1 protein-coding gene is annotated in these 14,171 nt (G+C 78.5%); it reads right to left on the bottom strand.

Translation table 11 applies throughout. The annotated features are described in order from the left end of the window. Positions 1-82 precede the first annotated feature (82 nt). Positions 83-13,990, bottom strand: a complete 13,908-nt coding sequence (locus ACFVXH_RS23520) for an SDR family NAD(P)-dependent oxidoreductase (RefSeq protein ID WP_387826879.1) — start codon at positions 13,988-13,990, stop codon at positions 83-85. Between the last annotated feature and the right edge of the window lie 181 nt (positions 13,991-14,171).

The following is a 14,171-nucleotide window of genomic DNA, read 5'->3' as shown; positions in this document are numbered from 1 at the left end:
GCGTTCCACCTCGGGGTGCTCGGGCTGTGGGTACTCGGTCTGGGCAGCGCTCGGGCGGCCCGCGGGAGGGTCGGCGGTACGGTCATTCGATGCCGAACTCCTTGCCCAGGAGGTCGAAGACCTCGTCGTCGTCCGCGGCGGCGAGGCGCTCGGAGACGTCCTGGCCGGCGGCGGTGCCGGCGCCGTTGCCGCCGCCGGTGGCGGGGCCGCCGGCGCGGCGCTGGAGTCGTTGCCACTTGGCGCTCAGTGCGGCGAGCTGCGCCGCGACGGCCTCCTCGTCCCCGTCCGTCCCGTCGCCGTCCTCGCCGAGCCGGTCCAGCAGGCCCGACAACGAGGCGTCCAGCCGGTCGAGTTGGGTGCGTACGGAGTCCGGGCCGGCGCCGAGCTCGCGCAGCAGGTGCGCGGCGAGGGCGGCGGACGTCGGGTACTCGAAGACGACGGTGGAGGGCAGGGTGACGCCGGTGGCGGCGGCGAGCCGGTCGCGCAGTTCGATGGCGGTCAGGGAATCGAAGCCGAGGTCCCGGAAGGCGCGTTCGGCGTCGATGTCGGCGGTGCTCCCGTGCGACAGCACCAGGGCCGCCTGGGCGCGCACCAGGTCCGTCACCGCGGCCGGCCGGCGGGCGGCGGGCAGGGCGAGGACGGTGCGGGCGAACTCGGGTGCCGTGCCGCCGTCGGCCGGGCCTGCCGGTTCGGCCGCCGGGGCGGCCGCTTCCGGCAGGTCGGCGAGGAGCGGGCTCGGGCGGTGCAGGGTGAAGGCGGGCGCGAAGGTCCGCCAGTCCACGTCGGCGATGGTGACGAGCGCGTCGCGTCCGTCCATGGCCTGGCCGAGCGCCCGGACGGCGGTGCCCGGGTCCAGGACGCCCAGGCCGTGCCGGACGGAGGACCGGGCGCCGGCGCCGCCGTCGGCCCAGGGGCCCCAGGCGACCGAGGTGGCGACCTGTCCGCGGGCCCGGCGCTGCTCGGCGAGGGCGTCGACGAAGGCGCTGCCCGTGGCGTAGCCGGGCACCAGGGCGCTGCCCCAGGTCGCGGCGACGGAGGAGAACAGGACGAAGTCGTCCAGGTCGAGGTCGGCGGTCAGTTCGTCGAGCCAGCGGGCGCCGGCGGACCGGGCGCCGGCGACGTCGGCGAGCTCCCGTGCCGTGGTGTCGGCGACGGCGGTGGCCTGTCCGGCGCCGACGGCGTGCACGACGCCGCGCAGGGCGGGGCCGCCGTCGGCGGTGATCTGCCGTAGCAGGCCGCCGAGTTCGGCGCGCCGGGTGGTGTCGCAGGCGGCGATGGACAGGGCGGCGCCGGAGGCGGCGACGTCGGCGGCGAGCCGGGCGACGTCGGCGGTCAGCGGTTCGCCGGCGGCGAGGACGACGCGTTCGGCGCCGCGCCCGGCGAGCCAGCGGCCGACCTCGGCGCCGATGGCGCCGGTGCCGCCGGTGACCAGGACGGTGCCGCGCCCGGGCCGGGGGGTGGCGGCGGCCGCGGCGGCGCGGACCAGGCGGCGGGCCAGGATGCCCTGCGGGCGCAGGGCCGTCTGGTCCTCGGCGACGGCGCCGGACAGCAGGGCGGCCAGCCGGGTGCCGGTGCGGTCGTCCCAGGCGCCGGCGGGCGGCAGGTCGACCAGTCCGCCCCAGTGCCCGGGGTGTTCGAGGCCGGCGACCCGGCCCAGTCCCCAGACCTGGGCCTGGGCGGGGCTGCCGCTCTCGCCGGGGCCGGTGGCCACGGCGCCGGAGGTGAGCACCCACAGCGGGGTGCCGGGGGCGCCGGCGCCGAGCTGCTGGATGAGGTCGAGGGTGGCGGCCACGCCCCGGGTCATGGTCGGGTGCCCCTGGTCCGGGGACTCGTCCAGGGCGAGCAGGGAGACCACGCCGGCGGGCGCCGGGTGGGCGGCGAGGGCGGTGCGGTCGGCGTCCGGCAGGGTGCGGACGTCGGTGGCGCCGTGCTCGGCCAGGGCGCGGGCGACCTTCCGGGCGGTCTCCGGGTCGGCGGCCGCGCCGACCAGCAGCCAGCTGCCGGTCAGTTGCGGGGGCGCGGGGTGCTCGGCGGTCCGGGTCCAGGTGATCCGGTAGCGCAGGCCGGTCAGCGCGTCGTCGGGCGCGGGGGCGGCGGGCCGGGCCGGTTCGGGCCAGTAGCGGCTGCGCTGGAAGGCGTAGGTGGGCAGGTCCACGAGGGTGCCGGGGCCGTGCACGGCCGCCCAGTCGACGGGTGCGCCGGCCACGTAGGCGGTGGCGAGCGAGGTGAGCAGGCGGCGGGCGCCGCCGTCCTGGCGCCGCAGCGTGCCGGTGACGACCGCGGCCTCGCCGAGGGTGTCCCGGACGGCGCCGGTCAGCGCGGGGTGCCCGGACACCTCGACGAACACCCGGTGCCCGCTGTCGCCGAGGGTCCGTACGGCCCGTTCGAACTCGACGGTGCCGCGCAGGCTCGCGTACCAGTAGTGGGCGTCCAGCTCCCGGCCGTCCTGCCACTGCCCGGTGTACGCGGAGACCAGCGGGACGTCGGCCGCGCGGGGCTCGATGCCGGCGAGCGCGGCGAGGATCTCCTCGCGCAGCTCCTCCACCTGGGGGCTGTGCGAGGCGTAGGCGATCGGGACGCGGGTGGTGCGGCAGGTGGGCGGGCAGGCGGCGGCGAACTCGTCGAGCGCGTCGGGGTCGCCGGAGACCACGCAGGAGCGGGGGCCGTTGACGGTGGCGAGCGCGAGCCGTCCCTCGAAGCCGGCGAGCCGTTCGCGCACCGTGTCGGCGGGCTCGGCGACGGAGAGCAGGCCGCCGCGTCCGTCCAGGGTGCGCAGGGCCCGGCTGCGCAGGGCGGCGACCTTCGCGCCGTCCTCCAGGCTGAGGGCGCCGGCGACGGTCGCCGCGGCGATCTCGCCCAGGGAGTGGCCGACGACCGCGTCCGGGGAGACCCCGGCGGCCTGCCAGACGGCCGCCAGCGCCACCGAGACCGCCCAGACGGCGGGTTGGAGCACGTCGGCGGCGAGGAAGTCGTGCTCGCCGGCCAGCACGTCCGCGAGGTCCCAGTCGACGTACGGGCTCAGGGCCCGCGCGCACTCGTCCAGCCGGTCGCGGAAGACCGGTGAGACCTCGGCGAGTTCGCGGCCCATGCCGATCCACTGGCTGCCGTGGCCGGGGAAGACGAACACGGTGCGGCCGGTGCCGCCGGGCGCGACGGAGCCGGTGACGGCGTCGGGCGAGGCCTGTCCGGTGGCCACCGCCGCGGCGGCGGGCAGCAGTTCGGCGTGGTCGGCGCCCAGCAGCACGGCGCGGTGGTCGTGCGGCGGGCGGGTGGTGGCGAGCGACCAGGCCACGTCGCCGACCGGCAGGTCGGGGCGGGCCAGCGCGGACTCGCGCAGCCGGCCCGCCTGGGCGGCGAGGGCGCGCGGGTCGCGGGCGCCGACCGGCCAGGCGACCGGTCCGCCGGTCAGCACCGGGGCGGGGCCGGCGTCCGGCGTCGCGTCCGGCGTCGCGGGCGCGGGCCGGGCGGGGGCCTCCTCGATGATGACGTGGGCGTTGGTGCCGCTGACGCCGAAGCTGGAGACGCCGGCCCGGCGGGGCCGCTCGCCGTCCGGTGCCCAGGCGACGGGCCGCTGCAGCAGGGCGACGTGCCCGGCGGTCCAGTCGACGTGCGGGGTCGGGGTGTCGGCGTGCAGGGTGCGCGGCAGCGTGCCGTGCCGCAGGGCCAGGACGATCTTCATGATCCCGGCGACGCCGGCGGCGGCCTGGGTGTGGCCGATGTTGGACTTCACCGAGCCCAGCCACAGCGGCCGGTCGGCGGGCCGGTCCTGGCCGTAGGTGGCGAGCAGGGCCTGGGCCTCGATCGGGTCGCCGAGTTCGGTGCCGGTGCCGTGCGCCTCGACGGCGTCCACGTCGGCGGCGGTGAGGCCGGCGCCGGCCAGCGCGGCGCGGATCACCCGCTGCTGGGAGGGGCCGCTGGGGGCGGTGAGCCCGTTGGAGGCGCCGTCCTGGTTGACGGCGCTGCCGCGGACCACGCCGAGCACCTGGTGGCCGTTGCGGTGGGCGTCGGAGAGCCGTTCGACCGCGAGGACGCCGACGCCCTCGGCCATGCCCATGCCGTCGGCGCCCTCGCCGAAGGCCTTGCACCGGCCGTCGGCGGCCAGGCCGCGCTGCTGGGAGAAGCCGACCAGGTCGCGCGGGGTGGGCATCACGGTGACGCCGCCCACCAGGGCGAGGTCGCACTCGCCGGCCCGCAGCGCCTGGGCGGCGGAGTGCAGGGCGACCAGCGAGGAGGAGCAGGCCGTGTCGACGGTGAACGCCGGGCCCTCCAGGCCGAGGAGGTAGGAGACCCGGCCGGACAGCACGCTGGTGGCGGTGCCGATCATGGCCTGGCCCTCCAGGCGGTGGTCGGCGTGGCCGGCGGCGCGGGCGGTGAGGTGGTCGTAGCCGGAGCCGAAGCCGCCGACGAACACGCCGGTACGGCTGCCGCGCAGGCCGGTGGGGTCGATGCCGCCGCGTTCCAGGGTCTCCCAGACGACCTCCAGCAGCAGGCGCTGCTGCGGGTCCATGGTGACCGCCTCGCGCGGGCTGACGCCGAAGAACCCGGCGTCGAACTCGGCGGCCTCGTGCAGGAACCCGCCCTCGCGGGCGTAGAAGGTGCCGGGCCGTTCGGCGGTGGGGTCGTAGAGGGCGGCGAGGTCCCAGCCCCGGTCGGTGGGCAGGCCGGTGACGGCGTCCTGTCCGGCGTCGAGCAGCTGCCACAGCTGCTCGGGGGTGTGGATGCCGCCGGGCAGGCGGCAGCCCATGGCGACGATCGCGACCGGGTCGGCGAGCGGGTCCGCGCCGGTGGCGCGCGGTGCGGCCGGGGCGGCGGTGTCCGGTCCGCCGCCGACCAGCCGGGTGCGCAGGTGCGCGGCGAGCACCTGCGGGTCCGGGTAGTCGTACAGCAGGGTGGCGGGCAGCGGCAGGCCGGCGGCGGTGCTGAGCCGGTTGCGCAGTTCGACCGAGGTGAGGGAGTCCAGGCCGAGTTCGCTGAAGGCGCGGCCGGGCTCGACGTCGGCGGCCGAGGCGTACCCCATCACGGTGGCGGCCTCGTCCCGGACCAGGTCGCAGAGCAGCCGGTCCTGCGCCTCGGCGGAGGTCAGCGCCGACAGCCGGACGGCCAGCGGGTGCTCCGCCTCGGCGGCGCGCGGCGCCGGGTCCGCGACGTCGGCCGCGTCGGCGGCCCGGATCTCGGGCAGGTCGCGCATCAGCGGGGCGCGGCGCAGCTGTTCGGGGCCGCGGGCGGTGGCCATCGCGGCGAAGTCGACGGCCATCAGCGACAGTACGGCCAGCCGGGGGTCGGGGTCCTCGACGGCGGCGGCGAGGGCGCGGACCGCGTCCTCGGGCTCCATCAGGACCTCCCACTTGTTGCGGGCGAGCCGTCGGCGGGCGCCTTCGCTGGCCTGGCCGACGCCGCCGCCCGCCCACGGGCCCCAGGCCAGCGAGGTGGCGGGCAGGCCGCGGGCGCGGCGCTGCTCGGCGAGGGCGTCCAGGTAGGCGTTGGCGGCGGCGTAGTTGCCCTGGCCGCCGTTGCCGAAGGTGGCGGAGATGGAGGAGCAGAGGACGAAGGCGTCGAGGTCCAGGTGGGCGGTCAGCTCGTCGAGGTGGGCGGCGCCGCCGGCCTTGCCGTCGAAGGTGCGGGCCAGGCGGGCGGCGTCCAGGCGGTCCAGGACGCCGTCGTCCAGGGCGCCGGCGGCGTGCAGCACGGTGGACAGGGCCGGTCCGGTGGCGGCGACGCGGTCGAGCACGGCGGCGAGCGCGGGGCGTTCGGCGGTGTCGCAGGCGAGGACGTCCACGGCGGCGCCGGCGGCGGCGAGTTCGGCGGCGAGCGCGGCGGTGCCGGCGGCGGCGGGGCCGGAGCGGCTGGTGAGGACGAGGCGGCGGGCGCCGCGCTCGCGGGCGAGCCAGCGGGCGGCGTGGCCGCCGATGTGGCCGGTGCCGCCGGTGACGAGGACGGTGCCGCGGGGGGCGAGCGGCCGTCGGTCGGCGGGGCGGGGCGGCCTGGGGGCGTGGGCGAGGCGGCGGGGCCGCAGGCCGTCGGCGCGCAGCGCGACCTCGTTCTCGTCGCGGGCGGCGAGGACGGCGGCCAGGCGGGCGGCGGCCCGCTCGTCCCACTGCCCGGGCAGGTCGACCAACCCGCCCCAGCGGTCGGGGTGTTCGGCGGCGACGGTGCGGCCCAGGGCCCAGACGGGGGCCTGCTGCGGGTCGGCGGCGCCGGTGCCGGGGTCGGTGGTGACGGCGCCGGCGGTCAGCAGCCACAGCGGGGCGGGGACGGCGGCGTCGCCGAGGGCCTGGACCAGGGCCAGGGTGGCGGCGAGGCCGCGGGCCACGGCGGGGTGGGCGGTGAGCGGGGCGGTGTCGAGGGCGAGCAGGGAGAGCACGCCGGCGGGCCGGGCGCCGTCCAGTGCGGCGGTGAGCCGGCGCGCGTAGTCGGCGCGGTCGGCCTCGGCGGTGTCCAGCTCGACGGTGACGGTCCGGGCGCCGCGCTCGGCGAGGGCCGCGGCGCAGGGGTGGACGGGGTGTCCGGCGGGGGTGGGCACCAGCCAGGTGCCGGTGAGCAGCGCGGGGGCGGGCTCGGGGGCGTGGGCCCACTCGGCGAGGAAGCGCCAGTCGTCGGTGGGGTCGGCGGCCGGGCCGTGGGCGACGGGGGCGGCCGCGGCCGGGCGGGCCGGCGGCCAGAAGCGGCGGTGCTGGAAGGCGTAGGTCGGCAGTTCGACGCGCCGCGCGGCGTCCCGGACGTCGGCGGGGGCGGGCAGCACGGCGGTCCAGTCGACGGGCAGGCCGTGGACGTGGGCGGTGCCGATCGAGCGCAGCAGCCGGTCGGCGCCGTCGTCGTCGCGGCGCAGCGTGTCGATCACCAGCGGGTCGGGCAGGTCGGTGCGGGCGGCCAGCGTCTCCTGGACGGCCGGCAGCAGCACCGGGTGGGCGGAGACCTCGACGAAGGTGCGGTGGCCGGTGGCGGCGAGGGCTTCGACGGCCTCGGCGAAGCGGACGGTCTGCCGGACGTTGGCGTACCAGTACCGCGGCCCCAGCTCCTCGCCGTCCACCAGCCGTCCGTGGACGGTGGAGAACAGCGGGACGGCGGCGGGGCGCGGCCGGATGTCGGCCAGCAGTCGCGGCAGGGTCTCCGCCAGCGGCTCGCACAGCCGGGAGTGCGCCACGAAGTCGGTGACGGGCACGCGCCAGCGCATCGCCTTGCGCTTGCGCAGCACGCGTTCGAACTCGACGAGCGCGTCGGGTTCGCCGGAGACGACGGTCGTGGCGGGGGCGTTGACGGCCGCGACGGCGAGCCGGTCGCCGAAGGGTTCCAGGAGTTCGCGCACCAGCTCGACGGGCAGCACCACGGAGAGCATGCCGCCCTCGACGCCGAGGCCGGTCAGCGCGGCGGCGCGGACGGCGACGATCCGGGCGGCGTCCTCCAGGGTGAGCGCGCCGGCGACGGTGGCGGCGGCGATCTCGCCCTGGGAGTGGCCCACCACCGCGTCGGGGACGACGCCGGCCGCCCCCCAGACGGCGGCGAGCGAGACCATCACGGCCCACAGCAGCGGCTGCATGACGGCGGCGCCGTCGGGCGCGGGGGCGTCGGGCTCGCCCGCGAGCACGGCGTGCGGGTCCCAGTCGACGTACGGGCGCAGGGCCCGCGCGCACTCGGCGAACCGGGCGGCGAACACCGGCGACTGCGCGGACAGCCGCCGGCCCATGCCCTCCCACTGGCTGCCCTGGCCGGGGAAGACGAACACCGTCCGGTCCTCGCGGGCGGCGCTCTCGCCGGTGAGGGCGTGCTCGGTGTCCTGGCCGGTCATCAGGGCGGCCAGACCCCGGCCGAGTCCGGCGGGGTCGGCGCCGACGACGACGGCGCGGTGCTCGAAGGGGCTGCGGGTGGTGGCGAGCGCCCGGGCCACGGCGGCGGGCGGCGGGGTGTCGGCGGCGAGGGCGTACGCGTGCAGGCGGCCGGCCTGCGCGGCCAGGGCGTCCCGGCCGCGGGCGCTGACCGGCCAGGCGGTGACGTCCGTACCGGCGGCGAGCAGCGGCGGTCCGGCCGGGGCGGCCGGGTCGTCCTGCGGCGGGTCGGCGGGGGCGGGGAGGTGTTCGGGGGCCTGTTCGATGAGGACGTGCACGTTGGTGCCGCTCATGCCGAACGCGGAGACGCCGGCGCGGCGCGGCGCGTCCTGCGGGGTCGTCCAGGGCCGCTGCTCGGTCAGCAGCCGTACGGCGCCGGACTCCCAGTCGATCTCCCGGGACGGCTCGTCCGCGTGCAGGGTGCGCGGCAGCGTGCCGTGCCGCATGCCGAGGACCATCTTGACGAGGCCCGCGAGGCCGGCGGCGGTCTGGGTGTGGCCGATGTTGGACTTGGCGGAGCCGAGCCACAGCGGCCGGTCGGCGGGGCGGTCCCGGCCGTAGGTGGCCAGCAGGGCGTGGGCCTCGACGGGGTCGCCGAGGGGGGTGCCGGTGCCGTGCGCCTCGACCGCGTCGATCTGGTCGGGGGTGAGGCCCGAGGCGTCCAGGGCGGCGCGGATCACGCGCTGCTGGGAGAGTCCGCTGGGGGCGGTGAGGCCGTTGGAGGCGCCGTCCTGGTTGATGGCGGTGCCCCGTACGACGGCCAGCACGGGGTGGCCGAGGCGCCGTGCGTCGGAGAGCCGTTCGACGGCGATGGTCGCGGCACCCTCGGACAGGCCCATGCCGTCGGCTCCGGCGGCGAAGGGCTTGCAGCGGCCGTCGGGGGCGAGGCCGCGCTGCCGGGAGAAGCCGACCAGCTGGCTGGGGGTGGACATCACCATCACGCCGCCGACCAGGGCGAGTTCGCACTCGCCCGCGCGCAGCGCCCGGCCGGCCAGGTGCAGGGCGACCAGGCCGGAGGAGCAGGCGGTGTCGATGGTGAGGGCGGGGCCCTCCAGGCCGAGGGCGTAGGCGACGCGGCCGGAGATGATGCTGCTGGAGTGGCCGGTGACGAGGTACCCCTCGGCGGCCGGGTCGCCGTCGGCCAGGCCGTCGCCGTAGCCGGTCAGGGTGGCGCCGGCGAAGACGCCGACGGGGGTGCCGCGCAGCGATTCGGGGGCGATGCCGGCGCGTTCGAGGGCTTCCCAGGAGGTCTCCAGCAGCAGGCGCTGCTGGGGGTCCATGGCGAGGGCCTCGCGCGGGTTGATGCCGAAGAAGGCGGCGTCGAAGTCGGGGGCGTCGTGCAGGAAGCCGCCGCGGTGGGTGACGGACTTGCCCTGGCGGGCGGGGTCGGGGTCGTAGAGGTCCGGGTCCCAGCCGCGGTCGGTGGGCAGGCCGCCGATCACGTCGGCGCCGGAGGCCAGCAGGTCCCAGTACTGGTCGGGGGTGGTGACGCCGCCGGGGAACCGGCAGCCGATGCCGACGATGGCGAGCGGCTCGTCGGGGTCGGCGGCGGCGCCGTCCCGGGCGGGCGCGGCGGCGTCGGTGCCGGCGCCGGTGCCGAGGCCCGTCGCGGCGAGGTGGGCGCCGAGCGAGGCCGGGGTGGGGTGGTCGAAGACGATCGTGGACGGCAGCCGCAGGCCGGTGGCCGTGGCCAGCCGCTTGCGCAGTTCGACGGCGGTCAGCGAGTCGAAGCCCAGGTCGCGGAAGGCGCGGTGGCCGGCGATGTCGCCCGCGTCGCGGTGGCCGAGGACGGCCGCCGCGTGGGAGCGGACCAGGTCGGTGGCCAGGCGCTCCCGCTCGGGGGTGCCGGCGGCGCCGGCCAGGGCGCGGGCGAAGTCGTTCCCGGTGGTGTCCGCGCCGTCGGCGGCGGCCGTGGGCGCCCCGGTGGCGGCCGCGCCGCCGTCGAGGGCCCGGCGGGCGGCGGGGATGCGGTCCAGCAGGGCGCTGCGGCGGGCCGCGGTGAACACCGGCGCGAAGTCGTCCCAGGCCATGTCGGCGAGGGCGAGGTAGGGGCCGGTGGCGCCGGCTCCGTCGGCGAGGACGCGGCCGAGCACGTCCAGCGCGCGGTCCGGGTCCAGGAACCGGGTGCCCTGGCGGCGCAGCACGTCGCCGGTGATGGTGGCCGGCCCGTGCGGGCCGAAGGCGTCCGGCGCGGTCCAGTCGCGGGTGTCCCACACGCCCCAGCCGAGCGAGAGCGCGCCGGCGCCGCGTGCCGCGCGCCGTTCGGCGAGCGCGTCGAGGTGGGCGTTGGCGGCGGCGTAGGCGCCGTGCTCGGCGCTGCCCCAGGCGGCGGCGATCGACGAGAAGAGGACGAACTCGTCGGCGTCGGCGACCAGTTCGTCGAGGTGGTCGGCGCCGGCCGCCTTGCCGGCCAGGGAGGCGGCCAGGCCCTCGGGGTCGGTGTCGTCGAGGCGGGTGAGGTGGAAGGCGTTGGCCGCGTGCAGCACGGTGGACAGCCGCGGGCCGGTGGCGGCGACGCGGTCGAGCAGGGCGGCGAGCGCGGAGCGGTCGGCGAGGTCGCAGGCGAGCACGTCGACGGCGGTGCCGGCCTCGGCGAGGGCGGCGGCGTGGGCCGCGAGCCGCGGGCCCGGCCCGGAGCGGGTGGGCAGCACGAGGCGCGCGGCGCCGCGGCCGGCCAGCCAGGCGGTCAGGTGCGGGCCGATGGAGCCGGTGGCGCCGGTGACGAGCACCGTGCCGCGCGGGGACCAGCCGCCGTCCGGCCCGGCCGGGCCGGGGGCGGTGCGGGGCGCGTGGACCAGCCGCCGGGCGAAGGCCCCGGCGCGGCGCAGCGCCACCTGGTCCTCGGCGCCGTCGGCGAGCACGGCGGCCAGCCGGGCGGCGGCCCGCTCGTCCCACTGCTCGGGCAGGTCGACCAGTCCGCCCCAGCGGTCGGGGTGCTCCAGCGCGGCGACCCGGCCGAGCCCCCAGACCTGGGCCTGGACGGGGGCGGGCGGGGCGTCGTCGGCGGCGACCCGGACGGCGCCGCGGGTGAGCGCCCAGAGCGGGGCGTCGATCCCGGCGTCGCCGAGGGCCTGCACCAGGGCCAGGGTCGCGGCGGTGCCGTGCGGGACGGCGGGTGCGCCGGGAAGCGGCCTGGGGTCCAGCGCGAGCAGCGACAGCACGCCGGCCGGCTTCGCGGGCGCCCCGGGGAGGGCGGCGAGCGCGGCCGTGAGCTCGGCGGCGAGCGCCTCGCGCAGCACCGCGTCGGTGCGCAGCACGACGGCCTCGGCGCCGTGCGCGGTCAGGGCCTCGACGTGCCGGGCCGGGTCGCCGTCCTCGCGGGCGACGACCAGCCAGGTCCCGGCCAGGGCGGGGGCGGTGGGGCCGAGCGGCTCCCAGGCCGTGCGGTAGCGCCAGCCGTCCTCGGCGGCGGTGACCGCCGCCTGCGGCGCGGCCTCGACCCGGCGGGGCCAGTAGCGGCCGCGCTGGAAGGCGTAGGTGGGCAGGTCGGCCCGCTCGGCGCGGGGCAGGACGGCGGTCCAGTCCACGGGCGCGCCGTGGGCGTACGCCTCGCCGAGGGAGGCGAGCAGCCGCGCGGCGCCGCCGTCGTCGCGGCGCAGCGTGCCGACGACCACGGGGTCGCGGTCCGCCAGTTCCTCGCCGACGGCCATGGCCAGCACGGGGTGCGGGGACACCTCGACGAAGGTGTCGTAGCCGTCGTCGCCGAGCGTGCGCACGGCACGGGCGAACTCGACGGTCTCGCGCAGGCTGGCGTACCAGTAGGCGGGGTCGAGCTCCGGCCCGGCGAGCCACCGGCCGTCCATCGCGGAGACCATCGGGATCCGGGCCGTACGGGGCTCGATCCCCTCCAGCGCGACGGTGACGTCCTCGCGCAGCTCCTCGACATGGGCGCTGTGCGAGGCGTAGTCCACCGGCAGGACGCGGGTGCGCACGTCGGGGTGGAGCGCGGCCAGCTCGTGCAGCGCGTCCGGGTCGCCGGCGACCACCGTGGCGGACGGGCCGTTGACGGCCGCGACCGACAGGCGCTCCCCGAACGGCTCCAGCCAGCCGCGGACGGTGTCGGCCGCGCCGTCGACGGCCATCATCCCGCCGCGCCCGGCGAGGGCGGTCAGGGTCCGGCTGCGCAGGGCGACGACCTTGGCGGCGTCCGCCAGGGACAGGCTCCCGGCGACGACGGCGGCGGCGATCTCGCCCTGGGAGTGGCCCACCACCGCGTCGGGGACGACGCCGGCCGCCTCCCAGACCGCGGCCAGCGAGACCATCACGGCCCACAGCGCGGGCTGCACGACGTCGGCGGCCTCGAAACCGTGAAGGCCCGCCAGCACATCGTCCAACTGCCAGTCCACGTACGGCGCGAGGGCCTCGGCGCACTCGGCCAGCCGGGCCGCGAACACCGGCGAGGCCTCCGCCAGCTCGCGGCCCATGCCGACCCACTGGCTGCCCTGGCCCGGCAGGACGAAGACCGTCCGGCCGGTGCCCTCGGCGCGGGTCTGCCCGGTCACGACGTCCGCGGCGGGCTCCCCGGCGGCGAGCGCGGCCAGGCCCCCGGCCGACTCCGGGTCCAGCAGCACGGCGCGGTGCTCGAAGGCGGTCCGGGTGGTGGCGAGCGACCAGGCCACCTCGGCGGCCCGCGCCCCGGGGCGGGTGGCGAGGTGGGCGGAGAGCTTGCGGGCCTGCGCGGCCAGCGCCTGCGGGGTGCGCCCGGACAGCACCCAGGCGCTCGCCCCGGGCAGGACGGCCGGGGCGGCGGCCCGCGCCGGCTCCACGGCCGGGGCCTGCGGCTCGGGCGCGTCCTCCAGTACCAGGTGGGCGTTGGTGCCGCTGATGCCGAACGCCGAGACGGCCGCGCGCCGGGGGGTGTCGTCCGCGGGCCGGGGCCAGTCCACCGGCCGCTGCAGCAGCCGCATCCGGCCGGCCGTCCAGTCGACGTACTCCGAGGGCCGCTCGGAGTGCAGGGTGCGGGGCAGCACGCCGTGCCGCAGCGCCATCACCATCTTGATCACACCGGCGACACCGGCCGCGGCCTGGGTGTGGCCGATGTTGGACTTCACCGAGCCCAGCCACAGCGGCCGGTCGTCGGCGCGGCCCGCCGCCTGCCCGTAGGTCTCCAGCAGGGCCTGGGCCTCGATCGGGTCGCCCAGCCGGGTGCCCGTCCCGTGCGCCTCCACGGCGTCCACGTCGGCCGCCGTCAGCTGGGCGTTGTCCAGGGCGGCCCGGATGACGACGCGCTGCGAGCTGCCGTTGGGCGCGGTCAGCCCGTTGGAGGCGCCGTCCTGGTTGACCGCGCTGCCGCTGATCACCGCCAGGACGGGGTGCCCGTTGCGGCGCGCGTCCGACAGCCGCTCCAGGACGACCATGCCGGCGCCCTCGCCCCAGCCCGTGCCGTCGGCGTCCGCCGAGAAGGGCTTGCAGCGGCCGTCGGCGGCCAGGCCCTGCTGGCGGGAGAACTCGCGGAACAGCACCGGGGAGGACATCAGGGTCGCGCCGCCCGCCAGGGCCAGGTCGCACTCCTCGGCGCGCAGCGCCTGCACCGCCAGGTGCAGGGCGACCAGGGAGGAGGAGCAGGCGGTGTCCACCGTCACGGCGGGGCCGACCAGGCCGAGGGTGAAGGAGATCCGGCCGGAGAGCACGCTGTTGGCGGTGCCGGTCAGCAGGTGGCCGGTGGCCTCCGCGAAGTCCAGTCCGGCGTCGCTCCCGTAGGCCGCGGCGGAGGAGTAGACGCCCGTGAACACGCCGGTGCGGGAGCCGTGCAGGGTGGCCGGATCGATGCCGGCGCGCTCGACGGCCTCCCAGGAGGTCTCCAGCAGCAGCCGCTGCTGCGGGTCCATGGCGAGGGCCTCGCGCGGGCTGATCCCGAAGAAGGCGGCGTCGAACTCGGCCGCCTCGTACAGGAAGGCGCCCTCACGGGTGGTGGAGCCCGGCAGGTCAGGCGAGTCGTAGAGCCCCGCGGTGTCCCAGCCCCGGTCGGCGGGGAAGCCGGCGACGGCGTCGGCGCCGTCCGCGACCAGCCGCCACAGCGCCTCGGGGCTGTCGACGCCGCCGGCGTAGCGGCAGCCCATGCCGACGACGGCGATGGGCTCGTGCCTGAGCCGGTCCAGTTCCGTCCGGGTGCTGCGCAGTTTGGCCGTCACGACCTTGAGGTAGTCGCGAAGCTGCTGTTCGTCGGCCATGGCGGCCCTGCTCCCCCCGTAGTGAACTGCGAGTCGACGTGCTGACCGCGCGCGTGCACGACGAGCGCGGCCCTGCCACTGGAGTACGTGTTCTTCACGGTGCTGCCACCGCACCGCTCCCGCCGGGCGGGCGGGCACGCGGAAGACCGCGGCCGACCGCTCCTCGCGGCGGCCGCGCTCC

Source organism: Kitasatospora sp. NPDC058184, from assembly GCF_042883725.1.
GTDB lineage: Bacteria > Actinomycetota > Actinomycetes > Streptomycetales > Streptomycetaceae > Kitasatospora.
Note: the sequence above shows the minus strand (reverse complement) of the source record. Positions and strands in the feature narration are given on the sequence as shown.

Bases quoted from the DNA above. Each gene is read 5' to 3' on its own strand.
- ACFVXH_RS23520 (WP_387826879.1), bottom strand. From the start codon at position 13,990: ATGGCCGACGAACAGCAGCTTCGCGACTACCTCAAGGTCGTGACGGCC.